We start from the raw sequence: 24,399 nt of genomic DNA on the forward strand, positions 1-24,399 counted from the left end.
GAGGCCGCCGCGTGGGTGGTCATAGCAGCTTTTCGGCCTGCTTTGAGGATTTCAGCATGACACGCTTTCATCAGCTTACCGCCACCCGCCTGGATGGCAGTCTTATCTCAATGGCCGACTATGCGGGGAAGGTGGTTTTGGTCGTCAATACCGCCAGCCAGTGCGGCTTTACGCCTCAGTATGCGGGTCTCGAAGCGCTATACAAGAAATACGCCGAACAAGGGTTAGTGGTGCTGGGCTTCCCCTGCAACCAGTTCGGTAAGCAGGAACCCGGCGACGCCGATGAAATCTCAAAGACCTGTTACATTAACTACGGCGTCAGTTTTCCCATGTTCGGGAAAGTTGAGGTCAATGGCGCTGAAGCACATCCGATGTTTCGTTATCTGAAAAGCGAATTGCCTGGCGTGCTGGGTGGGCGGATCAAGTGGAACTTTACCAAGTTCCTGGTCGGACGCGACGGAAAGCCGCTCAAGCGTTTTGCACCGATGACGACGCCAGAGAAAATGGAGGGGGCAATTGTTGCGGCACTGGGAAGGTGAGTGTTTTTGTCGCCAGAGCCATCCATTTGCCGGGTATAGCCGAAATTCATTATGTCCGCTCTGTGCCAGGAGCGGACGTTGGTACAGGTAGCCCAGTAGTCGCCGCGATGGATGGGTTTACTGGAGCAGCATCGCCAGTAGCACCAGGCACAGCAGTATTACATAGATTCGTGCGTGCCATATGTCAGGTAAAGCAGGTATAACCCGACGGCTAAAAACTATTCCAGCCCAGCCCGTCAGTACCAACAGGCCTAAAATTTTCAGGCTGATAAAACCGAGAAATCCGCTCACCGGAATATTTTGCCAACCAATGACCGCATACGTCACGGCACCACACAGCGCGACAGGCAGAGAAAGCGGGTTAGAAGCGCTAATACATTCACCCATCGCATAGCCGTGTCGCCGTAATAATGGCACTGTCATCACGCTGCCACCCACGCCCAGCAATGCGGCTATCATGCCGATGATCACTCCGCCGCCCGTTACCACAGAAAGTGACAAGCGACGCGGGGAACTGCAGCTAAAAAAACCTTTGCGCAACAAACAATCGCCAATGGTTACCAGCATATAAAGAATGAACAGTGCGCGAACAATATTCTCGCTGAAGACTCCCGCCAGACAGGAACCCACGACAGCCCCGATGGCGATAAACCATAATAATGGGAACAATGTCTGCGCTGAAAGTTTGCCGGCGCGCCAGTTTCGATAGCTGACCCAGCCCGCGTTAAATATCATCACCGCCGTTGAGGTAGCAACCGCGATATGCATGGCGTTTCCTGCCAGCTCAGACTGCCGCAGCATCAGTTGATAAACAAATGGCACCACGACAAAACCGCCCCCAAAACCAAAGAGCACCGTGGTGATACCGGTAGTAAAGCCTGCCAGTGCAATAATTGCGATATCGTTCAAGAGATTATCCCCGACCTGAAAATGAGCGAGCAGCTTATACCGGTAGCATCCTGCTTCCCATTTGCGCAGCGCTCAATTACCTTTGTAAATCGTTCAGACGGAGACCGGTGTGCGCAACGTAAAAATTGAAGATGTCGATAAGCTCGATCGTGAAGTGGTGGCGTTAGGCAATGACTATGCGCAGGGATTTATACTGCCACAACACCAACATCGCCGCGCGCAGCTGCTTTATGGCGCAACGGGTCTCATGTACGTCTCAACCTGTAACGGAGAGTGGGTTGTTCCCCCACAACATGCAGTATGGATCCCACCCGAAACCCCTCACGCTGTCCGGTTTGTAGGTGTGACCACGCGTAGCTTATATATTGAACCAACATGCGTGACGGGATCGATTAAGTATCGACACTGTAAGGTGATCAGCGTATCGCCATTGTTACGTCAGTTGTTGCTTGATGCCGTGGATTTGCCGCTGATGTATGACAGCGCACGCGATCGTGCGCTGGTAAATCTGCTGTTACTGGAACTGGCGGAAATGCCGGTTCGCGAATTCGATATTCCGCTGCCACAACATCCGGCTCTGCTGGCTCTTTGTCAGGCGTTTTTACTCAACCCCTCAATCCATGATCCTGCTGAGCGCTGGGCCAGTACGCTGTTTATGAGCGCCAGTACCTTTCGTCGACTTTTCTTACGGCAAACCGGCATGTCATTTTCTGCATGGCGACAGCGAGCCTGTGTCGTCAGTGCGCTGACGTTGCTGATAACAGGTAAACCGGTGAATGAAGTGGCACTCACTCTCGGATACGACAATGCATCATCTTTCGCCACGATGTTCCGCCGTGTCACGGGACAGCCGCCTTCGTATTATCGGTTTGATTTCAAAAGCTTCACAGGGCACCGTTCATAACGTCAGTTATGTGACCACAGCGGACGTTCTGAGCTGTGTTAGCGTTAATCAGATTATCTTGTGCTGAGTGCAAGTTTAGCCGCAAAGCACAAAAACAATCCTCCTGTTGCTCTGTCCATTCCCCTGACAACACTGCTTTTCTTCAGTATGGCTGATGCAAAGTGCGTGGATAAAATGAGCGTGACTGACCACATTGTCCCTATTGCGACATGAATGCTGACAAGTATAAAAGTCCATACAAAAGGGGAATGCCCGGCAGGTATGAATTGAGGTAAAAAAGAGACATAGAAAATACCCATTTTAGGATTGAGTACATTTCCCAGCATTCCTTTTATAAACCAGTTCCCCGCTGAAGGATTAACGCCATCGCCGTGATTGAAAGATGAACGTGGCCGCCTCAGCAGTTGTAAACCCAGCCAGCAAAGGTAAGTCGCACCACAAATTTTCAGCATGGTATAAGCGAGCTCTGACACCGCCAGCAGCGCTCCCAGTCCCAGCGCAACAAGTGCGCCCCAGATAAAACAGCCAGTATCAATTCCAAGAGCTGCCTGAAAAGCCTTCTTTCCACCTTCAGCACATGCCGTTCGTAGAATGAGTGCCGTATCCAGGCCCGGAGTGAGGGTGAGCAGTAGTGCAGCGAGAGAGAAGGCAAGGAGAGAATCAGTAACAGACATTTTCTTTATCCGAAAGAGTGGATGTTACCCCCTTACTTTGCGCCAATCAATTAGACAAAGGCAGTTATGTGAATAAATTGTAAATTGCTTTAATGAGACAAGCCCTGCTGGCATACCGGGCTACAACTCAGGACGCTTTCTCATGCACTGTCATGATGAATACCAATGGGTTCTTCTCCCGGTTTTCATAGAAATGAGGAACGTCCGTTCTGGCAGTTGCCGAACAACCAGTTTTTATCTGATACACGTGATCCTGTACGCCGAGTGTGAGCGTGCCCGACTGAACATAAAACAGTTCAAGCGTTCCTTCCGCGTGGCCGGGTGACGCAAACTTTTCCCCGGGCTGCATTTCCCACATCCAGAGCTCGGTCATATCAGGGCCACCCGAACCTGCGAGCAATCTTGCTCTCCCGCCTGTTTCACCTTTCCACAATTCTGGGATCTCATCTTCAGCAATGAGATGCACGGTCGGTTTGGCACTGACATCCACAAAATCAGCCACCGAAACCCCCATCGCGGCAGCCAGGCGACATAACAGGGCAATGCTGGGATTCGCCCGGCATCCCTCTATCTCAACCAACGCTCCCTTACTTACACCCGCCTGACGCGAGAGTTCATCAAGGGAGATTTTCTTTTGCTTACGATACAGTTTAATTCGCTGCGAAACGGCTTCATTCACGGAGCTGGCGATCGAATTTGCATCGGTCATTAAATTGACTTTTTTGGTCATTGGTCATTATCATGGAATAAATTGGTCATTACAGGATTATCACGTGTTAACAGTATCTCCGTCAATTTCTCCTGAAATTTATCGTATTGCTCCCGGTTTTCGGGCGCTCAGTATCCGCGTAAAAGCTGCGCCAGTGCTTAATCCCGGCACTGGAGAAACGGCGCTGCGAGAAGCCTGTGAGGCGGTTCTGGCCGGTGAGCCTGCCTGGGCGGAATCACATCTGGCGGCATGGGCCGACGTTTTTCAAAGATTTGGGGCTAAACCCAAACGCACCCCTTGCTCAGCGGATGCGTTACGCAAGCGCGTCTTACGTGACGGAACGATGCCAGCGCTCGATCCTGTCGTTGATCTTTATAATGCCGTCAGTCTCCGCTATGCCGTTCCGGTTGGTGGAGAGGATCTCTCTGCCTATCAGGGGGCGCCGCGTCTGACTGTGGCCAAAGGAACAGAGCCTTTTGATACGGTCAAAGAGGGAGAGAGCGCCGTTGAGTATCCTTCACAAGGGGAGGTTATCTGGTGTGATGATATCGGCGTGACCTGCCGTCGCTGGAACTGGCGACAGGGGATCAGAACCCGCTTAGGCGTGGAAGCGCAGCAAATGTGGTTCATTCTGGAGAGTCTCCCGCAGATGCCGCTGGAGACGCTTCACGAAGCCGGAAAAATGCTGACCGACGGCCTGGAAAAAATGATGCCCGGCCTGTGGTTTGACGTTGCTCTCATCGAAGAACAACAGCAGTAATATCCTTCAGGAGAAACATGTATGTTTACCGGCTTGTCGGCATTTCCATTAACCCCAGTCACCGTCAGTGGCGTAGATGAAAAGGGTTTCAGCCATATCCTTTCCCGTCTTACAGACGCTCGGGTTGATTCTATGGGCATCCTGGGGTCAACCGGAAGCTACACCTATCTGACCCGGGAGCAGCGCAAGCGCGTAGCAACGCTGGCCAAACAGCATGCAGGGAACATCCCCGTGATGGTGTGTGTGGGAGCGGTCAGTACCGATGCCATTCTGCATCTGGCAGATGATGCACAGGCCGCTGGTGCGAATGCGCTGTTACTCCCGGCGGTCAGCTACCAGCCACTCCGTGACGAAGAAGTCTTTTCACTCTTTGAGACCGTTACCCGGCACGTGTCTGTACCGGTGTGTATCTATGATAATCCGGGCACGACGCATTTTACCTTTACGGATGAACTCCACGGTCGTCTCTCATCACTTGAGGGTGTTCGCTCGGTCAAGATCCCTGGCGTCCCGAATAGCCCCGCTGCAGCAACTGAGCGGGTGAAGGCGTTACGTCAACATCTGCATCCTGGCGTAACAATCGGTATCAGTGGCGACGCTTATGCGGGACTGGGATTAAACGCCGGTTGTGAAGTGTGGTATTCCGTGTGTGGCGGTCTGTTCCCTGAGATGGCGAAACAAATCACTGAAGCCGCGGCGGCAAACGATCGTCAACGCGTTACAGCCCTGACAACCCGCCTTGAGCCATTGTGGTCGCTGTTCCGTAAACATGGCGGAAGTATTCGCGTTATTGCCGCTGCGGCTGGCGTGCTTGGTCTTACCGACATGGATTGCCTGCCTCGACCTCTGCAACCATTGTCAGCTGGCGACATCGCGGATATTTCCCATGTAATAAGCACGCTGGAGCTGAAGTGATCTCCGCAGGACTGGGTGTCTACCGGTCCTTACAGCAAAATTTTATTATTGAAGTGACTCTTCTTCGCCTGATAGCTTATCTGCATCAGGAGAATAATGCTGGCAAACGCACGCCAGTTTATGCCCGTCAGGATCGCGCAGATAGGCAACATAAAAGTCGGGGCCGTAGGCGGTTCGTGTACCGGGCACGCCTTCATTTTTCCCACCCGCACGGAGGCCCGCTGCATGGAAGCGTCTGACAATGTCCGCGTTATCTGCTCTGAAAGCGAACATTGTCCCATTTCCCGCCGTCGCGGGTTGCTGGTCAAAAGGAGGACAAATGCAGAAGCTAAATTCGTCATCCAGATGATTTTCGTTTCCCCACATTGCCCAGCTATCAGTCCAGGCGGGCAGACGTGTATAGCCCAGCACGTTAAAAATAGCGTCATAAAAGTTCACGGCGCGCTGAAAGTCATTTGTCCCAATCGTGATATAAGCCAGCACTTTAAACATCCTCTTTTCCGTCAGTCTGAACAGAGATTATCGCAAAGTAGCTATCTTCATCACCACCCAGGCCAGGATCATCGGCATACCTCAGCTGGAAGCCCCGGTGATAAAAAATGTTGGCTGACGTCATCGTGTGCCGATAATACAAAAACTGTATGATTACACCTTCCAAAAAGGGAATGTATGTCTTTACCGCCACTGTATGCGCTGCGCGCGTTCGAAGTTGCCGCACGGCTGAACTCGTTCAGCAAAGCGGCTGAAGTCTTGAATATCACGCCGGGGGCGGTCAGCAGGCATGTCCGCACGCTTGAGATGTGGTTCGACTGCGAGCTGTTTAAACGGCAGGGACCGAGAGTGGAGGTCAGCGACGCCGGGCGTATTCTGGCCGGGCAGCTTAGCGAAAGTTTCTCGAATATTGAGTGGGCCTGTCGCGCATTCAAAAGTGAAAACCATCTTCTGCGCCTCAAAGCCCCCAGCACCCTGACGATGCGATGGCTTCTCAATGTGCTTAAATCCTTTCGGGAGAATCATGCGAAGCCGAAAATCGAAATCGCCAGCGTCTGGATGGACTTCGACACGGTTGACTTCAGCCGCGAGCCCTACGATTGTGCGATCCTCCTCGGTAACGGCTATTTCGGCGAATCAACGGAGAGCAGGCTGCTGTTCAGCGAATGGCTTATTCCGGTTTGTACGCCGTCTTTGCTGGAGCCTGCCCGGCATCAGCTTCCTGAGTGCGATCTTATTCATCCGTCACCGGACCGACGGGACTGGAAGCGCTGGCTGAAAAGGACGGGCTTATTTCCCGGCCTCGACATGAGCGGCGGGATCGTGTTCGACACCCTGGAGCAGGGAAGCCTTGCGGCCATGCACGGACACGGCGTGGCGATGGCCGATCTCCGGCTCACGCTCGACGCGCTGAAAAGCGGCCTGCTCGCGCTGCCCTTCAGGGAGGCGATAGCAACAGGGGACGGTTACTATCTTGTCTGGCCGAAAAATTCGCTCAGAGGACAGAGTATTGAACGGTTGCTGGCCTGGCTTAACCTTAATTCGCCGGTCGTTCCTTCGCTGGATATCGTCTGTCTTGAGTATAATGAAAAGCGGCTGTCTTAAATTAAACAGGATATTCCTTACGGACTATCCTGTTTAATAAGTTTACGCGTAGGGTATATTCGCCATCTTTTTATATCTTTCCGGCAGTGCGCTATTCAGGTTAAGTAATTTATCCAGAATATAAAGCGCTGGCGTCCCCTTTGCGCGCTCTTCGTCGATCAGCGAAGAACGTAGCACATTGGCAGCCGAGGTCATTCTACGAAAATACTCTTCTGATTCCGGCGTCTGTACTTCACCGGACTCGGCGTAACGCACCCGTGGCCAGTCCGCGAAGTCAGGCTGGGGGAAGAGTCCGACGTCTTTTGTAATATGTGCTGAGAGTAGCTCCTCGGCATTGCCAGGAGCGTTCTGGGCAAATGAGAGCAGGTGCAGTCGATGTATAAATGGCGAAAGCGCTTCTGAACGATGACTTTCTGAGGAAAGTAAGGTGATTAGCGCAGGTATTTTTTCATCAGCGGTACTTTTTTCTGGTGAGAGGGTTTTCAATAAATGGAATAAAACATCGAGTGTCATAGGTGCTCCATATCCGCACATTATTATTTATTGTTTTTACGTCGCTATCTGTTTTTGACAGCGGTATACCAAGGGTAAATGGATGGTATTTCAGTGCGGTTATGTTTGAAAAACGATAAATAGTTGGCATTAATGTGAGTTTTACTCAATGTGGCGCTCTGGGCTCCAACATTGCAGATCCTCTCACGGCAGCGTTTTGTTTCACAAATGCCTTAGCTTATCGGCTTTTCAGGATGGTATAACGTCGTGCAGCAATCGGCTTGCCGTTAATCGCCACATTCTCAAAGGCTTATATGAAACAAATTACTTTTAGTGACCTGCAGCAGCAAAGCGAGCAGGCCGCACATTCTCCTCGCTTACGCGCACACCGTAATTTACACCCTGACCTGAGCGACCCGGTGCAGCGCCTGGCCATTGCAATGGAACCCGGTACCTATGTCCGCCCCCATCGCCATCCGCACACGTTTGAACTGCTGACGGCGCTGAGCGGCCGCTTTCTGGTGCTGAATTTTGACGACAGCGGAAACGTGACCCGGCGCGTGGTGTTAGGCGAAGAGTGTAAAGTCCTGGAGATGGATGCCGGAACCTGGCATGCCGTGCTGTCGCTGGATAAAGGCGGCGTCATTTTTGAGGTAAAACACGGGGCGTATCAGCCCGTGCCTGAGCACGATACCGCCCCGTGGTCGCCTGCTGAGAACGCGCCAGGTACTGTAGAGTTGATGAAATGGTACGCCCAGGCGCAGGTGGGTGATAGGCGTTTTTCCCTGTAATTTTCCTGTAGTGTTCCCGGCGCGCAGAAAAGCGCGCCAGCACCGTATGGTTTACTGGATGGCGCCGAGTCTTTGCAGGAATTCCTCAACCTGCTCAGGCGTAGCCGTGTCTGCCTGGTAAAGGATTTCGAGCTTAACGTTCTTCAACCCGCAGAAGCCAAATACCCCTTCGATTATCTGCGTCTGAATCGCCGTCGAATAGCCGTGTTTGTCGAACCCGGTAAGATCGCTACCGCCGGTGGCAATCAGGCGGACGGGAACATCACGTAAGTTGCCCACAATCCGGCCGTCGTCGGCCACCTTATACGCCCAGTTCAGGGTTAACACGCGATCGAACCAGCCTTTCAACAGCGCGGGAACCGACCACCAGTACACCGGGAAGACGAATACCAGCATATCCGCGCGCTCGACGCGCTTTTGCTCGCGCAGAATATCGTCGGTGAGGGCGCTCGGATCGCCGTGATACAAATCGAGATCGGCGCGGGTCATCGCCGGATTAAACCCTTCAGAATGCAGATCGGCGATCTCAACCTGCGTACCTTCCTCGCGTAATTTCCCGGCAATACGAGCTGCCAGCGTATGGGATAACGAATTGTCGATCGGGTGTGCCGTCACGATCAGCGCGTTTTTAATGGCATGGGTTGCAGACATAGCGACCTCCAGATGGGGAGAAGTGATGCCTATATTACTATTGGTAACTTAGGTGTCAATCCGCCCCCGGCAATCATTTTGTGCTATTCGCGTAGGTCTCCAGCACCCCGGTCATGACGCCCCAGAGCATATCTTCTGCCACATTCCGGGCGAGCACGCCGTTGCCCGCCGAGGTGCTGAGCGCCTCCGCTGCGCCAATGATGGCCGTCAGTACCGCTTCTCCCTGAACACCTTTTAAGACGATAAAAGGAGAAAGCGCGGTGCGCAGGCAGTCGGCGCATTCGGCCACGCATGCTTCCCGAAACGTCTGCAGCGCGCGAGAACCGGACAGCGCCGCGGCGATTGGCCCGGTTTCAGGTCCGGCGGCAATGGCACAGTCGATATAGGCCGCGCTGAAAAAGCGGATCGTCTTCTCCAGCGTTTTGCTGTCTACCGCCAGCGTCTCGCGGAATTTCGCCAGCTGCCGATCGCTATAGTCCTGATACAGTGCCATCAGCAGCCCCTCACGATCGCCAAAGTGGTCGTAGGGGATAGGCTTGGTCACGTTGGCCCGTTCTGCCAGATAGCCAAGGGTCAACGCCTCCGTGCCTTGCTGACGCACGATCCCTCGCGCAACCTCCAGCAGCTGCACGCGGCGTTCCTCTTTTCTTAAGCGCTTAACAACCATGCTTGCCTCAGGTCAGTTATCTACTGATGGTAGTTTACACGTTTTCCGTGGCATGCTGCACACGTTGTTCAGCCGGGCGGATCCGGAACCAGATCGCATACATCGCGGGCAGGAAGACGAGCGTAATGATCGTCCCGCCCAGCGTGCCGCCGATCAGCGTCCAGGCCAGCGTGCCCCAGAATACCGAATGCGTCAGGGGAATGAACGCCAGCACGGCCGCCATGGCGGTGAGTAAGACCGGCCGCGCTCGCTGGACCGTCGCCTCGACCACCGCCTGGAACGGATCGAGGCCGTCCTTCTGGTTATGATCGATTTGACCGATCAGGATCAGCGTATTGCGCATCAGAATGCCAGAAAGGGCGATCAGGCCGACCAGCGCGTTGATGCCAAACGGCTGATTAAATATCAGCAGGGTCGGCACAACGCCAATCAGCCCCAGCGGCGCGGTTAAGAACACCATGACCATCGCGGAGAGTGAGCGCACCTGCAAAATGATGATCAGCAGCGTCAGGGCAATCATGATCGGGAATAGCGGTAACATGGCCTGCGTGGCTTTGCCCGACTCCTCAATCGACCCCGCCATGTCAATGCGGTAGCCGACCGGCAGCGTATCAACGATCGGCTGGAGCTGCTTCATGATGGCGACCGACACGTCCGGCGGCTGAAGATTGTCGGCGATATCGCCCCGTACGGTAATCGTGGGGGTACGATCGCGACGGCGAAGGACCGGGTCTTCCATGCCGACCTCTAACTTGCCAATTTGAGACAGTGGCACGCGCTGTCCCGCATTGCCGACCAGGGTAAAGCCTTCGATTTTTGCCGGGTCAAGGCGGATATCACCCGCCGCGCGGGCAACGACCTCTACCGATCGAATATCTTCCCGCACGGAGGTGACAGGCACGCCTGAGAGCAAGAACTGAAGCTGCCCGGCAACGGCGCTGGAAGTTAAGCCGGTCGCCTGCAGGCGGTTCTGATCGAGAGTGAAATGGAGCACCGGAACGCGCGAGCCCCAGTCGGTGTTAACGGTTCGCATCATCGGGCTTGCCTGAAGCACGGCTTTCACCCGTTCGGCGATGTCCTGCACCTGTTTGACATCCGGCCCTGACACGCGCCAGGCAACCGGGAAAGGTGAGTAGGGGCCAAACACCAGCTGCGTCACTCGCACGCGGGCTTCGGGCGCAAGGCCGCTGGCGACGGCCTCCCTGAGCCTGAACTTGAGCGCCTCGCGTGACGTCTCGCTGTCCGTCAGGATCACGATTTTCGCAAAAGAGGGATCGGGCAGCTCGGGGGCCATTGCCAGATAGAAACGGGGCGAGCCTTGACCAATATAGGCCGTGACGATTTTGGCTTCTGGCTGCTTGCCCAGCCACGCTTCTATTTTTGCAGTAGCGGCGCTGGTTTGCGCAATCGAGGTACCATAAGGCATCTGTACTTCAACCAGCACTTCCGGGCGATCGGAGGTCGGGAAGAACTGTTTTTTTACCAGCCCCATGCCGAGCACGGCCAGAATGAAAATGGCGACCACGGACCCGGCCACACGCCATTTTCTGGCGATAACGCGGCCAAGCAGCTGGCGAAAACGGTTATAGCGAGGCGTGTTATAGATGGCGGCATGGCCGCCTTCCACTTTGGGGATCGCCGGCAGGATCTTCACCCCCAGATACGGCGTGAACACCACCGCAACAAACCATGAGGCAATCAGGGCGAGGCCGACAATCCAGAACATATTGCTGGTGTATTCCCCGGCGGTCGACTGGGCAAACCCATTCGGCATAAAGCCAATCGCCGTCACCAGGGTACCGGCCAGCATCGGCGCGGCGGTGTGGCTCCAGGCGTAGGCTGAGGCTTTGATTCTGTCGTAACCTTCCTCCATCTTCACCACCATCATTTCGATGGCGATAATGGCATCGTCAACCAGCAGGCCGAGGGCGAGGATCAGGGAGCCCAGCGTGACGCGGTCAAAGTTTATTCCCGCGGCCTCCATCACCACGAAGACGACCGCCAGCGTCAGCGGGACCGCCGCCGCGACCACCACGCCCACGCGCCAGCCCATGCTGATAAAACAGACCACCATAACCACGAGCAGGGCGACAAAGAATTTGATCATAAACTCATCAACCGACGAGCGGATATTCACGGACTGGTCGGTAACCTTGGTCAGGGTCATGCCAAGCGGCAGGCTATCATTGATTTTCGCCGTCTCCGCATCCAGCGCTTTACCCAGCGCCAGGCCATTCCAGCCCTCACGCATGACAACACCCAGCAGAAGGGCGGGTTCATGCTGATTGCGTATCAGCATCGTCGGGGGATCTTCATAGCCTCGTTCAACCGTTGCCACATCCGACAGCGTGAGCGTTTTGCCCTGAGCGACTATAGGCGTATCGCGGATTTTCTGCAGTTCATCGAACGCGCCGTCCAGGCGGATAAAAATCTGCGCGCCCCGGGTCTCAATGGCGCCCGCCGCGGCCAGGGCATTCTGGTCGTTGAGGGCATTGAAAATATCCTGCGGTGAGAGGCCCATCGTCGCCAGACGGTCATGGGAGAAGGCGATATAAATCCGCTCGGCCTGTTCACCGATGATATTCACTTTTTTGACCCCTGGAACGTGCAGAAGCTGCTGGCGCAGGCCTTCGGCATCGCGTACCAGCTGCCGCTGCGGTTCGCCTTTTGCTTTCAGAGCAAAGAGGGCAAAGGTGACATCCGAGAATTCGTCATTGATCATCGGGCCGATGACGCCCGCCGGGAGACGCTGCGATTCATCCCCAAGCTTTTTACGCGCCTGATAGAACTCCTCCTGCACCTCAGAAGGCGGGGTTTTGTCCTGCAGTGGCAGGGTGATAAACGCCATGCCGGGGCGGGTATAGGTTTCCGTACGGTCATACCACTTGAGTTCCTGCAGGCGCTTTTCCAGCGGTTCGGCCACCTGATCCTGGATCTCCTGCGCGGTTGCGCCCGGCCAGACGGCAATCGCCGTCATCTGCTTCACGGTGAAGGGCGGATCTTCCGCGCGTCCCAGTCCAAAAAAAGCGTAAATACCGGCAATGGTCACCAGAACGATCAGAAACAGCGTGACGGAACGCTCGCGGACGGCCAGCGCGGACAGGTTGAAGCGACTTTGGCTCATGGCGCGTTCTCCGCCGGAGCGGCATGGCGTTGTTCTGCCAGCCTGACAACTTCACCTTCGTGCAGAAGATGGGCGCCTAACGCAACAATTTTCTCCCCGGGCTTCACGCCGCCCGTGACCTGGACCGCATCTTCGCCCACGCTCAGCACCTTAACCGGCGTCCATGTGACCTTTGCCGGCTGGGCGGAAATGCGCCAGACGCCGGGCCCTTTACCCGCATCGTAGAGTGAAGCCAGCGGGACCTGCATGGCCTGACCTTCCGCTTTCGGGTCCTCAAGGCTGAGCGTGACGGTCGCCCCCAGCGGCGCGTTCGCCAGCTGGCCAGCCAGCACGTAGCGTGCTTCATACGTCCGGGTTGTGGCATCCGCGGAGTCAGACAGCAGGCGCAACGTGGCGGTGACCGGGTGTTGTTCACGGCCATAAAGCGTGGCTCGTGCTTCGCTGCCGACGGCAGGGCGCAGCGTCTCCGGAAGCTGCACGAGCGCTTCGCGCTGTCCCGCTCTGGCAAGGCGGATCGCCACCTGCCCGGCGCTGACCACCTGACCGGGTTCGGCAAGCGTCTCCATCACCACGCCGTCTGAATCCGCCAGCAGGACGGCATAGCCCGTGGCGTTTTGCGCCACGTTGGCCTGCGCCCGGGCGGCGCTGAGATCCGCCCTGGCCGTATCGGCCGCCGCTTTAATCTGATCGTACTCCGCGGCGGACACCGCGCCGGATGCCACCAGACCGCGATAACGCGCCTCATCGCTGGTGGCTTTTCTCGCCCGCGCCTGGGCAGCATCCACCGCGCGCTGCTGCGCCTGAGCCTGTAATTTCAGGTCAACCGGATCCAGGCGCAGTAAGGGCTGGCCCTGTTTGACAGTCTGCCCGGTATCCACCAGACGTTCGAGGATTTTACCCTGAACCCTGAAGCCCAGGTCGCTTTGCGTTCTTGCCACCACCACGCCCGTAAAGGTGCGAGCGGCTGGATTCGCCATCTCGACGGAGGCGGATCTGACAAGCGGTGGCCTGGTGCGCGGATCGTCACTCGCGGAAATATCGCCGCATGCCGCGAGGGCAAACGGCAGAAGACATATGGCAAGGCGGGCTGAAGTGAGCCTGAGCATGGGAAACCCTTTTGAAGTAGCAGGACAGTTTCCGCATTCTGTGATTAGTGACCAATAAAGTCAATGGTCACTAATCAGGGGGCCAGGCTTCTTAAAATCAGTGAGGAGAGGAGTACCGCTGCCGTTGGGGCAGTTTCAAGGTTGTACTGCAGCTGAACGGGGTTAATGTAAGGGCACATCACCATGTAAACGGCGCAGGTGACCTCATCCAGCGGCGTCTTCCTTTCGAACTCTCCAGCCTGTCTGCCTTCGATAATGATGCTCTCAATCAGCTTCAGGAGGCTTTCGGTATACCTTTCCGTCGAAGGCCACTTCTCCCGTGACGCGACGGCGGCGATGTCGTAGAGCTTGCGATCGTGGAAAAACAGCTCGCTTCCGGCCTCGGTAAGTGCTTTGAAGAGACGGCGGATTTTTTCGCTGGCTGACGGCGCATCCGCAATGGCGGAAAGCACGGCCGTCATGATCAGCTCCAGGCGGTTAGCGCAGATCACCTCGCCGATAGCTTGCTTGGAATCGAAGAACTTATAAATGTAGGATTTTGAAAAACCGATAGATTTCGCCAGCTCGGCGACGGTGGTTTTTTCATAGCCGTAGTGACCGAAGTGCTCAAAGGCCGCTTCGACGATTTGCTCTCTGACAGAATGGTCAAGTGGACCACGTATTGATGGGGCGTTCATAGTTTTAGTCATTATGTAAGCTTAGCGTGACGAGCTACGATTGACAACGAGTGACCATTTCGTATTTTGGTTACATCCGTTTTCGTCGTGAGCCGTTCAGACGGGACGATCAACCAGGTGGGGTAAGTGTATCACTATTTTTCGCGCGCTATGGCATCTATCTCTGTCTGCGGGGACGAGGAGGCCGCAATAGCGATGCGGCCTTGTCTGTCAGGCAGCCAGTTCAGGCATTTGCTCCTTTACGAAATTCAACACCTTCTTCGCGTCCAGAGACGCGTAGGGAAGACTCTCAATGATGGCGATTGAACGTGTATTGCCCACCGTTGCGTGTATCTCGTCGAGTTTGTACTGAATGTGCGGCGCGATAAGAAAACCGTCGAAAGCGGGGGCGACGCTGGCGAAGTTATCCAGCCCAACGGCGCTAATCATCAGTGGATAGCCTTCTTGTTCTGCCAGGGACTGCATTTTTTTGGCAAGAGCGTTTGCGGTATTACCGAACAAACAACATATCAGAAGCTTTTTCATATTTTGTTCCTCCTGAAAACCGCTCATAGGGTAGTCCTGAGGTGGTCACCGAAATGCGCGCTATCTCTGATTTTGGTGACAAAACTATAACCCCAGATCGCTCAATGAGGGATGATCGTCCGGACGTCTACCCAACGGCCAGTGGAACAGGCGTTCAGATTCTTTTATCGGCATGTCGTTTACGCAGGCAAAACGACGCTTCATCAGTCCGTCCGCTTCGAACTCCCAGTTTTCATTGCCGTACGAGCGGAACCAGTTGCCGGAATCATCATGCCATTCATAGGCATAGCGCACCGCGATCCGGTTGTCCGTAAATGCCCAGAGCTCTTTAATCAGGCGGTAATCCAGCTCTTTTTTCCATTTCCGCGCCAGAAACGCCTGGGCTTCCTCGCGGTTGGTGGCGAACTCCGCGCGGTTGCGCCACTGGGTGTCCAGCGTGTAGGCCAGCGCGACTTTTGCCGGGTCGCGACTGTTCCAGCCATCTTCGGCCAGTCTGACTTTTTCGATAGCGCTTTCGCGAGTGAAGGGCGGTAATGGAGGACGAGTGTTCATAGCGATAACCTCTGTGTGATGATGTAGACAGGTCTGTCTACTTGCGCTAATCTATGCCTGAAAAATAACGCTGTCAACATCCGTTTTGAGGCTACCGAAAAGTGAAAACCGAGCACGCAGGCAACGAAGCAAAAATCAGCGTCAGGGATAAAATATTACTGACGGCGCACGATCTTTTTTATTCCAATGGCTTCAGGGCGACGGGGGTGGATACGCTGATTAAAGAGGCGAAGGTGACCAAGGTGACGTTTTATCGCCATTTTCCGAGTAAAAGTTTACTGATTCTCGCCTACCTGCACTATCGACATGAAATATGGATTAACTGGTTTGAGACCACGCTGCGTCGACATCTTGATGAAGGCGAAATACCTTCTGATGCGATATCTGCAACCCTTTATGAATGGTTTATTTCGCCCGAGTTCCACGGCTGCGCGTTTATTAATGCCAGCGCAGAAGCCAAATCCGAAGATATAGAAAGCGAAATAAAAGCGATATGCCGCGGTCATAAAATCGAAACTAAGAATATGATTGCGTTGCTGACGAAGATCGCTGATGAGCGCGTCGTCAATGAAATCATGCTGCTTATTGACGGCGCCATTATTCATGCACAGATGGGCATGGATTCAGAGACGGTAATAAATGTGCTAAAAAGGGGATTAGAGGCGTTGACCGGTCAGAAATAAGTCCTGAATCTGCCGCAAGTATTACGGTAGCTGGAATATCGACTCACCGAATCGGTAAGCTATTTATCCAAAGGAAACGAAAAATATGAGAACGCAGAAACGATGCCTGGGATGCGTGGCTATCGTGGTTGATGACTACGATCGCGCCATTGAATACTACACCGACAGGCTGGGTTTTACCCTCGTAGAGGATACGCCCCAACCGGGGAAACGCTGGGTAGTCGTCTCACCCAACCCGGAAAGCGACTGCAATATCCTGCTGGCTCGTGCCTCTAACGAAAGGCAGGAAGGTTTTATCGGTAATCAAAGCGGTGGCAGAGTTTTCCTGTTCCTTCAGACGGATGACTTTTGGCGCGATTACCATGCCATGAAAGCAAAAGGCGTTCATTTCTGCGAAGAACCTCGTGAGGAAGAGTACGGTACGGTGGTGGTGTTTGAAGATATTTACGGCAACCGCTGGGATCTTTATCAGAATGCGCAACCGTGAACATCACCGTAAATGATGTGTCATTCGCCTTTCGTCGTGCACGCTTCCCAGCAGAGCGTACTCAACATTATGGGGACGTCTGGCTCTCGTCCCGCTGTGCAAGCGACAGCGCGCTGGCGCTGGCAGGATCGAACAGCGATATGCTCTCAATCTGATTAAGCAAAATCACCTTGCGGAATGACATGGCGCTGCGGGGTTCAGAGTCGAGCGTAATGTCATGCTCCGCATACCACCTGCTGTAATTATTCTCGATACGCAGATTCATCGTCTTCGCATCCCGGTACCCGCTCAACATTGGGATCAGCACGATATTGGCCGTTTTTTCATATTCCAGCGTCGCGGTGTGGATCATACCGACGTAAATCCGTCTCGAGCGGAGTGTGACCTGCGCCAGCTCGCCTTGCTCCATACACTGATAGAGCAGTTGTTCAATCCCGCTCGCCTGCGCAAGCCGTTTGTAGAGCTTTTTCCGGCTCTCGCCGTCCAGCCTGGCGCTGCCTGCCCAGTTAGAGCGGTAGAGGCAAAACAGGATAGCAAACGCCAGCATCACGACCACCGGAGCCTGAATGCCTAAAAAACTCCAGTTCATAAAGTCGATTTGCCAGTCGGTGTATTTCGGTGAGGCAAAGTGAAAAGCGTTGTTGGCGGCGGAAAGGGCGAACAGCAGCAGCCAGAGCAATCCCGTGGCGATTACGCCCTGCAGAACGAAAATACAGCCGTAAAGCGCGACGAGAAAATAGACGTCCCAGCCAAAGGAACGCTTGATTTTAAAGCGGGTCGACAGGTCGCGGCTGGTGTACCAGTACCCGCAGACCATCAGCACCATAAATATCGCCGTTCCCATATCAGGCCCTCTTCAGCGTGTTGACGTGACGCAGAAAGTCCTGCCGCACCTCGTTGCTCTTGTAGTTCACCGAGGCGTTCCCGTCCTGGTCGATAATGATGCGATCGCCATCTTCCACGGCTTCAATAATTTCCTGCTGACTCATCACCTGCAGTAAGGATTCCGGGCTTGAGAATAGGGAGAGAAAGAAACGTTTCATGTCAGGCATCCTTATGAATAAAAAGGATAAGCCTGGAAGATGACGGCTGAATTTGCCTTAAGGATAACCTGAAAGTGAAAGCCGGGTGGCGGCTACACCTTACCCGGCCTACAAAAGCGTCAAATGATCGAGTTTTCAAATTGTTGATATTTATGGGTAATAAAAAATAAACTTGCACAAACTTGGACAAATAACGTTAATTGTGTAAGTTTTAATTATGCGATTACGCCACGTTGTTTACAGCCAGGATGTGACCCATGAGCACTTTGCCCTCTGTCGTGAGTCGGTTTATTGAGTACTACGCCGCACTGGATAGCCAGCCGCCGACCGCGCTGGTCGGGCTTTACCATTCGAATGCCACCCTTATCGATCCGTTCGGCGAGCACAACGGTATTTTCGCGCTTCAGCGCTATTTCACCCATCTGCTGGCAAACGTCGAGAAGTGCCGTTTTGTCATCGATCCGCCGCTCTGCAGCGGGAACCGGTTTGTTGTCACCTGGGTAATGCACTGGTCGCATCCGCGCATTGCCGGAGGCGAGCCGCTTGAACTGCCCGGATGTTCGGTGGTGGACACCGAAAACAATCTCATCACGCGTCAGCGGGACTTCTACGATGCGGGAGAGATGATCTACGAACACCTCCCTCTGCTGGGCTGGGCGGTACGCGGCGTGAAGCGGAGGGTCAAATCATGAAGACGGTGCTGATTACCGGCGCAAGCTCGGGCATCGGCGCGGGGCTGGCGAAGTCCTTTGCCGCTGACGGCTACCACGTGATTGCCTGCGGGCGCGATCCGGCGAGGCTTGAAGCGCTACATCAGACCTGCCCCAATCTCACCGTTCGCCCGTTCGATATGACAGACAGGGACGCCTGTCGCCAGGCGCTGAGCGGCGTTTACGCCGATCTGGTTATCCTCTGCGCCGGTACCTGCGAATATCTCGACGGCGGCGTGGTGGATGCGGCGCTGGTGGAGCGGGTCATGACCACCAATTTTCTCGGGCCGGTGAACTGCCTGGCCGCGCTGCAGCCGCAGCTGGTTGCCGGTAACCGCGTGGTGCTGGTGAGCTCGATGGCCCACTGGCTTCCCTTCCCGCGGGCAGAGGCCTACGGCGCGTCCAAAGCGGCGCTGAGCTGGTTTGCCGACAGCCTGCGTCTGGACTGGGAGCCAAAGGGGATTGCCGTGACGGTCGTCTCTCCGGGATTTGTCGATACCCCGCTGACGCGCAAAAACGATTTTGCCATGCCGGGTAGGGTGAGCGTTGACGAAGCGGTCAAAGCGATCCGTACCGGGCTGGCAAAGGGCAAAATGCATATCGCGTTTCCGGCCGGGTTTGGCCTTATTTTGCGGCTGCTCTCCGGGCTGCCCGCGTTTTTGCAGCGCACGCTGCTGCGCAGGATGGTGCGCTCATGAACATTGCAATTATCGGCAGCGGCATCGCCGGGCTGACCTGCGCCTGGCGGCTGGCAGGGCATCATCAGGTAACCCTGTTTGAAGCGGGCACCACGCCCGGCGGCCATACCGCGACGGTTGACGTCTCAACGCCCCAGGGCACATACGCGATCGATACCGGGTTTATTGTCTACAACGACCGCACCTACCCGCGCTTTATGGGCCTGCTCAGCGAGCTCGGCATCAGCGGGCAAAAAACACAGATGAGCTTTTCAGTACACAACCCCGAGACGGGGCTTGAGTACAACGGCCACACGCTGACGTCGCTGTTTGCCCAGCGCCGAAACCTGGTAAATCCGGCATTCTGGCGGCTGCTCGGTGACATCGTCCGCTTTAACCGCCTGGCGAAACAGGCCCTTGAAGGGGAAGTCGATCCGAACGCCACGCTGCAGACGTTTCTGGACCAGCACGGCTTCACGCCGTTTTTTGCGCGCCACTACATTCTGCCGATGGGGGCCGCGATCTGGTCGTCGTCGCTGCAGGAGATGAAGCGTTTCCCGCTGCCGCTCTTCCTGCGCTTCTTTCATCACCACGGCCTGCTGGATATCACCCAGCGTCCGCAGTGGTACGTGGTGCCGGGCGGCTCGCGGGAGTATATCCGCGCCATGCTGGAAAAACTGGGCGACCGCCTGACGCTGCGCCTGAACGCGCCTGTTCTGCGGGCGAGCCGCCACGCGCACGGGGTCACGCTCCAGCTTGAAAACGGCAGCCACACCTTCGACCAGGTGATATTTGCCTGCCACTCCGCCCAGGCGCTGGCCATGCTTGAGGATCCTACGCCCGCGGAGCGCGAAGTGCTGGGCGATATCGGCTGGCAGCGCAACGAGGTTGTTTTGCACAGCGATCCGCGCTGGCTGCCGGTGCGGCAGCGCGCCTGGGCCAGCTGGAACTACCGCCTGAGCGCGCAGGAGCAGGCCAGCGCCTGCGTCACCTACAACATGAACATTCTGCAGGGTCTGCCTGCGGGCAGCCCACTGTTCTGCGTCACCCTGAACCCGGACGCGCCGGTGGATGAACGCTTCGTTCTGCAACGCTTTGTCTATGAGCATCCGCTATTTAACCCGCAAAGCTGGCGTGCGCAGGCGCGCCGTGGGGAGATCAACGGTCATCACCGGAGCTGGTTCTGCGGCGCTTACTGGTACAACGGTTTTCATGAAGACGGCGTGCGCAGCGCGCTGGACGTGGTCAATGAAATAGCCGCCGGGGAGGGGAACTGACATGAACAGCTGCCTCTATCACGGCGTATTGCGCCACCGCCGCCTTCAGCCGAAAACGCATGAATTCAGCTACGGCGTTTTTATGGCCTGGCTGGATCTTGATGAACTGCCGCTGCTGGCATCCGTCGGTGTGCGGCGCAACCGCTTTGCCGCCGCCGCGTTCCATGACGCGGACTATCCGCTCGGCACGCCGCTTAAAGAGAACGTGCTGAACAGGCTGGAGAGCCTGACCGGTGAACGTCCCGCAGGGCGGGTCATGCTTCTGACGCAGCTGCGCTACTTCGGGTTTCATTTCAATCCGGTCAATTTTTACTACTGCTATGACCAGGAAAACACGCTTCGCTGGGTGTTGGCGGAGGTGCGCAACACGCCGTGGAACGAGCGCCATTATTACGCGGTCGACGGGCAAAATGCCCGGCCCACGGAAAAAGCGTTTCACGTTTCCCCCTTCAACCCGATGGACATGGTCTACCACTGGCGCTTCAACAACCCGGACAACACGCTGCATATGCACATTGAAAATCATCAGGAAGCGAAGGTCTTTGACGCCACGCTGGCCCTGCGCCGGGAGCCTCTGACCCGCCCGGCGCTGCGCTCGCTGCTGCTGCGCATCCCGCTGATGACTCTGAAAACCGTTTTCGCCATTTACTGGCAGGCGCTGAGGCTGTGGCTCAAGCGCGTGCCGCTTTATAACCATCCCGTCAGCAGGAGTGAACGCTCATGACCGATCCCGTCTTTGCGCTAGAACCCGATATCCCGCGCAACGTCCGCATCGCGCGATGGCTGCTGTTTCGTCTGTTAAGCGGCATTCGCGGCGGCTCACTCACCCTGCGTGAAGGGGTGCAGACCTTCCATTTTGGCGAGACATCCTCCGCGCTGCACGCCGACGTGCAGATCCTCACGCCCGGCGTCTACTGGCGCGTCTTAACGGGCGGGAGCCTTGCCGCCGCAGAAGCCTGGATGGACGGCGAATGGGAGACCGCGCAGCTTACGCCGCTTCTGCAAATTCTGGCCCTCAACGGTGAGGTGCTTGGTCGTCTGGAGAACGGGTTCCGGCTGCTTGGCCGACCGCTGGAGCGGCTGCGCCACTGGACGCGGCGCAACTCTCGTACCCAGGCCCGCGAAAATATTGCCGCCCATTACGATCTGGGCAACGCTTTCTATGCCCATTTTTTGGATAAGGAACTGCTTTACTCCAGCGCACTGTTTACCGCGGACGAAGAGGATCTGACGGCGGCTCAGCAGGCCAAAATGGCGCGCCTGTGCGAGCAGCTGGCGCTAAACCCGGGTGATCACCTGCTGGAAATTGGCACCGGCTGGGGGGCGATGGCGGAATACGCCGCCCGTCACTACGGCTGTCGGGTGACCACTACCACGCTGTCGCAGGAGCAATATATCTGGGCGACCGAGCGCATTGCCCGCGCCGGGCTGCAGGATCGGGTTGAGGTACTGCTCTGCGACTATCGCGACCTCACCGGGCAGTACGACAAGCTGGTCTCGATAGAGATGATTGAAGCCGTCGGGCAACGCTATCTGCCTACGTTCTTCCGTACCTGTCAGGCGCGGCTGCGCCCCGGTGGACGGATGGCGATTCAGGCCATCACCATTCAGGACCAGCGCTACCGCGACTACAGCAAAAGCGTCGATTTTATCCAGCGCTACATTTTCCCCGGCGGCTTCCTGCCGAGCATTACGGCGATGAACGAGCTGATGACGCGCCACACCGATTTCGTGGTGCGCAATCTCTTCGACATGGGACCGGACTACGCCCGCACGCTGGCCCACTGGCGGCAGCGCTTTGTCCACGCCTGGCAGGAGATTGAAAAGCTTGGCTTTGATGAACGGTTCCGCCGCATGTGGCTGTACTACTTCGGCTACTGCGAAGCCGGGTTTAACGCCCGCACCATCAGCGTGGTGCAGTTGACCGCCGAGCGCGTATGAGACGCTACCTTCAGGTCTTTCTGCTGGCCGTCGCGTTCGATCTCTACTGGGCGCTGGTAGTGCTGTTTCGCGAACAGGGCCTGATTATCTGGCTCGGGCTGGCGATCCTGGCGTGCCTGCTCTTGCCGTCAGCATACCGTCTTTACGCCATTGGGCTGGCCGCGGCGGGCAGCCTGCTGGATGCGCTCTGGGCGTTGACGGGGCTGATTGCCTTCACGGGCGACTCCCTGATGCCGCTATGGATGGTGGCATTGTGGTTGATGTTCGCCGTGGTCTGGACGCAGCTTGCGCGTACCACCACGTTACCCGGCTGGCTGCTGACCCTGCTGGCGGCCGTGGGAGGCCCGGTGGCCTACCTGATTGGCGAGCGGTTGGGCGCCATCACGTTTCTGGAGCCGACCTTTATCGTCGTCAGCTGGATGGCGCCGGGCTGGCTGGTGCTGATGCTGTTTTTCCACCTGCTAATGGGGAGACAAAAATGAGGACTGCGGTTCTGCTGTTTTGGCTCATGCTGGTTGTTCCTGGTGCTCAGGCCGCCGACTGGCTGGCCTGGCGCAAGGTGGGCGACGCCACGCTTACCTGGGGGCCGTTCACGGTCTATACCTCTCAGCTCCGCACGCCGGATGGCCGTTACAGCCGGGACGATCAGGATCAGGCGCTGATTATTACCTACGCGCGCGACATAGATCGCGATGAACTGGTTGAGGCGACCCGCGACCAGTGGCAGGCGCAGGGGATCCTGACGCAGGAACCGCAAAGTGAAGCCTGGCTAAGGATGCTCCAGTCCCTGTGGCCGGATGTCAGACCGGGTTCACAGCTGGCGTTTGTTCTCAACGATAAGCAGGGGCAGTTCTGGTACCGCGCGTCGTCGGCGCAAAAATCTTTTATTCCGCTCGGTCCGCGCCAGTCAGAAGCGTTCAGCACCCGCTTTCTGGCCATCTGGCTCGATCCCCGCACGCAATATCCTGAGCTGCGTCAGCAGCTAATCGGAGGCAAAAAATGAAACGAATCCTGACGCTGGCGCTGGCATTCACGATGCTGCTGGCCGGCTGCAGTACGGAGGTGTCCGAGTATCGTCAGCAGCAGCCGCGGCTTGATATCTTCCACTACTTCCAGGGCAAAACTGAAGCGTGGGGCATGGTGCAGGATCGCAGCGGCAAGCAGATCCGCCGCTTTCACGTTGAGATTGCCGGGGACGTCATCGGCGATACGCTGACGCTGAACGAGCGCTTCGTTTACGACGACGGCGAGAAGCAGCAGCGGGTATGGCACATTCGCCGCGTGGGGAACGACCGCTACGAGGGAACGGCAGGTGATATTGAAGGGATTGCCACCGGGCAGGCCGCAGGCAACGCCTTTAACTGGCATTACAGCATGAACGTGAAGGCCAACGGCAAAACGTGGCTGCTAAACTTTGATGACTGGATGTACCTGCAGGATGAGACGCATCTGTTCAATAAAACCGAGATGAAGAAATTTGGCGTCACCGTCGCCACGGTGACGCTGTTCTTTACCCGGAATACGGAAGCTTAGTCGCGAACATCGCCGGTTTTGCTGCTGGAGTAAATGAAGTACAGGGCAATCCCCAGGCACACCACCGCGCCCAGACGGCTCGGTGAAAACGGAATAGCGGGATTGTTCAACCAGCCAAAGTTATCTATCAGCATGCTCATGGCGAGCTGGCCGAATATCACCGCCACCGTGGCGACGGCGGTGCCGATGCGCTGCACGGCGAGCACCATGATCACAATGTAGGGCACGCCGAACATCGCCCCGAGGAGCTGCCATTTCGGCACGTCCAGCAGCGTGACCGTCTGCTTAGGCTCAAAGAAGAAAATGAGCAGGGCGGTCACCAGCGCGCCGACGGAAAACGTCAGAAACGCGCTCTTGAAAACGCCCACGCTGCTGCCGAGCTGTCCGTTAATTGCGGCCTGTATGCTCAGCGTCGCGCCGCCGCAGATGGCCAGAATTATCATCATCAGTGTCATGT

The 24,399-nt window shown here is 56.1% G+C and carries 31 protein-coding genes; 16 read left to right on the plus strand and 15 right to left on the minus strand.

Annotation, left to right across the window (positions count from 1 at the left end; all coding sequences use genetic code 11):
* Positions 1-56 precede the first annotated feature (56 nt).
* On the plus strand, positions 57-539 hold the full coding sequence (locus tag ACMGGH_RS15770; RefSeq protein WP_028013039.1) for a glutathione peroxidase: 483 nt from the start codon (positions 57-59) through the stop codon (positions 537-539).
* Between the two features lie 117 nt (positions 540-656).
* On the opposite strand, the gene ACMGGH_RS15775 is transcribed toward ACMGGH_RS15770, so the two are convergent.
* Positions 657-1,448 carry a sulfite exporter TauE/SafE family protein gene (locus tag ACMGGH_RS15775; protein WP_032674705.1) on the minus strand — a complete coding sequence of 264 codons (792 nt, stop codon included), beginning with the start codon at positions 1,446-1,448 and terminating at the stop codon, positions 657-659.
* A gap of 109 nt (positions 1,449-1,557) precedes the next feature.
* Between ACMGGH_RS15775 and ACMGGH_RS15780 the strand changes: the two genes are divergently transcribed.
* A complete protein-coding gene (locus ACMGGH_RS15780; protein WP_032674706.1) occupies positions 1,558-2,352 on the plus strand; it encodes an AraC family transcriptional regulator in 795 nt (264 codons plus the stop codon).
* A 53-nt stretch (positions 2,353-2,405) separates the two neighbouring features.
* On the opposite strand, the gene ACMGGH_RS15785 is transcribed toward ACMGGH_RS15780, so the two are convergent.
* Both ACMGGH_RS15785 and ACMGGH_RS15790 read right to left on the minus strand, forming a co-directional pair.
* Positions 2,406-3,026 (minus strand): LysE family translocator, encoded by a 621-nt coding sequence (locus ACMGGH_RS15785; RefSeq protein WP_045261416.1) that lies wholly within the window; start codon positions 3,024-3,026, stop codon positions 2,406-2,408.
* A 127-nt stretch (positions 3,027-3,153) separates the two neighbouring features.
* Entirely contained in the window at positions 3,154-3,756 is a 603-nt protein-coding gene (locus ACMGGH_RS15790) for a helix-turn-helix domain-containing protein (protein WP_049137915.1), read from the minus strand.
* A 43-nt stretch (positions 3,757-3,799) separates the two neighbouring features.
* Between ACMGGH_RS15790 and ACMGGH_RS15795 the strand changes: the two genes are divergently transcribed.
* Together ACMGGH_RS15795 and ACMGGH_RS15800 are read left to right on the plus strand one after the other, a co-directional pair.
* Complete coding sequence (locus tag ACMGGH_RS15795) at positions 3,800-4,495, plus strand: B3/4 domain-containing protein (protein ID WP_232948198.1); 696 nt, start codon at positions 3,800-3,802, stop codon at positions 4,493-4,495.
* 21 nt (positions 4,496-4,516) lie between these two features.
* Entirely contained in the window at positions 4,517-5,410 is an 894-nt protein-coding gene (locus ACMGGH_RS15800; protein WP_232948199.1) for a dihydrodipicolinate synthase family protein, read from the plus strand.
* Between the two features lie 45 nt (positions 5,411-5,455).
* Here the strand turns inward: ACMGGH_RS15800 and ACMGGH_RS15805 are convergent, their stop codons facing one another.
* On the minus strand, positions 5,456-5,893 hold the full coding sequence (locus ACMGGH_RS15805; protein ID WP_052683055.1) for a VOC family protein: 438 nt from the start codon (positions 5,891-5,893) through the stop codon (positions 5,456-5,458).
* A gap of 186 nt (positions 5,894-6,079) precedes the next feature.
* Between ACMGGH_RS15805 and ACMGGH_RS15810 the strand changes: the two genes are divergently transcribed.
* Positions 6,080-7,006, plus strand: a complete 927-nt coding sequence (locus tag ACMGGH_RS15810; protein WP_045261411.1) for a LysR substrate-binding domain-containing protein — start codon at positions 6,080-6,082, stop codon at positions 7,004-7,006.
* A gap of 42 nt (positions 7,007-7,048) precedes the next feature.
* Here the strand turns inward: ACMGGH_RS15810 and ACMGGH_RS15815 are convergent, their stop codons facing one another.
* Positions 7,049-7,519 (minus strand): hypothetical protein, encoded by a 471-nt coding sequence (locus ACMGGH_RS15815; protein WP_045261410.1) that lies wholly within the window; start codon positions 7,517-7,519, stop codon positions 7,049-7,051.
* 293 nt (positions 7,520-7,812) lie between these two features.
* Between ACMGGH_RS15815 and ACMGGH_RS15820 the strand changes: the two genes are divergently transcribed.
* Positions 7,813-8,289, plus strand: a complete 477-nt coding sequence (locus ACMGGH_RS15820; protein ID WP_420299134.1) for a WbuC family cupin fold metalloprotein — start codon at positions 7,813-7,815, stop codon at positions 8,287-8,289.
* 51 nt (positions 8,290-8,340) lie between these two features.
* Here ACMGGH_RS15820 and ACMGGH_RS15825 read toward each other — a convergent pair whose 3' ends face one another.
* From ACMGGH_RS15825 to ACMGGH_RS15855, 7 genes are all read right to left on the minus strand, one after another.
* On the minus strand, positions 8,341-8,940 hold the full coding sequence (locus tag ACMGGH_RS15825) for an NAD(P)H-dependent oxidoreductase (RefSeq protein WP_232948200.1): 600 nt from the start codon (positions 8,938-8,940) through the stop codon (positions 8,341-8,343).
* A 73-nt stretch (positions 8,941-9,013) separates the two neighbouring features.
* A complete protein-coding gene (locus ACMGGH_RS15830) occupies positions 9,014-9,607 on the minus strand; it encodes a TetR/AcrR family transcriptional regulator (RefSeq protein WP_420299135.1) in 594 nt (197 codons plus the stop codon).
* Between the two features lie 34 nt (positions 9,608-9,641).
* Complete coding sequence (locus ACMGGH_RS15835; protein WP_420299136.1) at positions 9,642-12,731, minus strand: efflux RND transporter permease subunit; 3,090 nt, start codon at positions 12,729-12,731, stop codon at positions 9,642-9,644.
* Positions 12,728-13,837 carry an efflux RND transporter periplasmic adaptor subunit gene (locus ACMGGH_RS15840; protein ID WP_136343236.1) on the minus strand — a complete coding sequence of 370 codons (1,110 nt, stop codon included), beginning with the start codon at positions 13,835-13,837 and terminating at the stop codon, positions 12,728-12,730. The genes ACMGGH_RS15835 and ACMGGH_RS15840 overlap by 4 nt, the downstream gene beginning before the upstream one ends.
* A 74-nt stretch (positions 13,838-13,911) precedes the next feature.
* A complete protein-coding gene (locus ACMGGH_RS15845) occupies positions 13,912-14,526 on the minus strand; it encodes a TetR/AcrR family transcriptional regulator (RefSeq protein ID WP_047368492.1) in 615 nt (204 codons plus the stop codon).
* Positions 14,527-14,724: 198 nt separating this feature from the next.
* Complete coding sequence (locus ACMGGH_RS15850; RefSeq protein ID WP_047365488.1) at positions 14,725-15,039, minus strand: PTS sugar transporter subunit IIB; 315 nt, start codon at positions 15,037-15,039, stop codon at positions 14,725-14,727.
* An 84-nt stretch (positions 15,040-15,123) separates the two neighbouring features.
* Positions 15,124-15,591: a DUF1348 family protein gene (locus tag ACMGGH_RS15855; RefSeq protein ID WP_048998459.1), complete on the minus strand. Its 468-nt coding sequence runs from the start codon at positions 15,589-15,591 to the stop codon at positions 15,124-15,126.
* A 101-nt stretch (positions 15,592-15,692) separates the two neighbouring features.
* Here ACMGGH_RS15855 and ACMGGH_RS15860 point away from each other — a divergent pair, with 101 nt between their 5' ends.
* Complete coding sequence (locus tag ACMGGH_RS15860; protein ID WP_028013053.1) at positions 15,693-16,274, plus strand: TetR/AcrR family transcriptional regulator; 582 nt, start codon at positions 15,693-15,695, stop codon at positions 16,272-16,274.
* Positions 16,275-16,359: 85 nt separating this feature from the next.
* The gene (locus tag ACMGGH_RS15865; RefSeq protein ID WP_028013054.1) at positions 16,360-16,761 is read left to right on the plus strand and encodes a VOC family protein; all 402 of its coding nucleotides are present in this window, start codon (positions 16,360-16,362) and stop codon (positions 16,759-16,761) included.
* Between the two features lie 67 nt (positions 16,762-16,828).
* Here the strand turns inward: ACMGGH_RS15865 and ACMGGH_RS15870 are convergent, their stop codons facing one another.
* Positions 16,829-17,605: a hypothetical protein gene (locus tag ACMGGH_RS15870; protein ID WP_045261405.1), complete on the minus strand. Its 777-nt coding sequence runs from the start codon at positions 17,603-17,605 to the stop codon at positions 16,829-16,831.
* Position 17,606: 1 nt separating this feature from the next.
* On the minus strand, positions 17,607-17,804 hold the full coding sequence (locus ACMGGH_RS15875; RefSeq protein WP_024908361.1) for a hypothetical protein: 198 nt from the start codon (positions 17,802-17,804) through the stop codon (positions 17,607-17,609).
* A 257-nt stretch (positions 17,805-18,061) separates the two neighbouring features.
* Between ACMGGH_RS15875 and ACMGGH_RS15880 the strand changes: the two genes are divergently transcribed.
* From ACMGGH_RS15880 to ACMGGH_RS15915, 8 genes are read left to right on the plus strand one after another with little or no spacing between them, the layout of a single operon-like run.
* Complete coding sequence (locus tag ACMGGH_RS15880; protein WP_041910128.1) at positions 18,062-18,496, plus strand: nuclear transport factor 2 family protein; 435 nt, start codon at positions 18,062-18,064, stop codon at positions 18,494-18,496.
* Positions 18,493-19,212, plus strand: a complete 720-nt coding sequence (locus tag ACMGGH_RS15885) for an SDR family NAD(P)-dependent oxidoreductase (protein ID WP_049137906.1) — start codon at positions 18,493-18,495, stop codon at positions 19,210-19,212. The genes ACMGGH_RS15880 and ACMGGH_RS15885 overlap by 4 nt, the downstream gene beginning before the upstream one ends.
* A complete protein-coding gene (locus tag ACMGGH_RS15890; protein WP_232948204.1) occupies positions 19,209-20,468 on the plus strand; it encodes an NAD(P)/FAD-dependent oxidoreductase in 1,260 nt (419 codons plus the stop codon). Before ACMGGH_RS15885 ends, ACMGGH_RS15890 begins: the two co-directional genes overlap by 4 nt.
* A gap of 1 nt (position 20,469) precedes the next feature.
* On the plus strand, positions 20,470-21,192 hold the full coding sequence (locus ACMGGH_RS15895) for a DUF1365 domain-containing protein (RefSeq protein WP_232948205.1): 723 nt from the start codon (positions 20,470-20,472) through the stop codon (positions 21,190-21,192).
* Positions 21,189-22,409, plus strand: a complete 1,221-nt coding sequence (locus ACMGGH_RS15900) for an SAM-dependent methyltransferase (protein ID WP_232948206.1) — start codon at positions 21,189-21,191, stop codon at positions 22,407-22,409. The genes ACMGGH_RS15895 and ACMGGH_RS15900 overlap by 4 nt, the downstream gene beginning before the upstream one ends.
* On the plus strand, positions 22,406-22,891 hold the full coding sequence (locus tag ACMGGH_RS15905; protein WP_028013061.1) for a DUF2878 domain-containing protein: 486 nt from the start codon (positions 22,406-22,408) through the stop codon (positions 22,889-22,891). The genes ACMGGH_RS15900 and ACMGGH_RS15905 overlap by 4 nt, the downstream gene beginning before the upstream one ends.
* A complete protein-coding gene (locus ACMGGH_RS15910) occupies positions 22,888-23,412 on the plus strand; it encodes a hypothetical protein (protein WP_048960633.1) in 525 nt (174 codons plus the stop codon). Before ACMGGH_RS15905 ends, ACMGGH_RS15910 begins: the two co-directional genes overlap by 4 nt.
* Positions 23,409-23,942, plus strand: coding sequence for a DUF3833 domain-containing protein (locus ACMGGH_RS15915; protein ID WP_100170340.1), 534 nt, complete (start codon positions 23,409-23,411; stop codon positions 23,940-23,942). The genes ACMGGH_RS15910 and ACMGGH_RS15915 overlap by 4 nt, the downstream gene beginning before the upstream one ends.
* Here ACMGGH_RS15915 and ACMGGH_RS15920 read toward each other — a convergent pair.
* Entirely contained in the window at positions 23,939-24,397 is a 459-nt protein-coding gene (locus tag ACMGGH_RS15920) for a DMT family transporter (protein WP_028013064.1), read from the minus strand. The genes ACMGGH_RS15915 and ACMGGH_RS15920 overlap by 4 nt on opposite strands.
* Positions 24,398-24,399 lie beyond the last annotated feature (2 nt).

Source organism: Enterobacter sp. BNK-16 (genome assembly GCF_048684955.1).
In the GTDB taxonomy this organism is placed as follows: Bacteria; Pseudomonadota; Gammaproteobacteria; order Enterobacterales; family Enterobacteriaceae; genus Enterobacter; species Enterobacter bugandensis.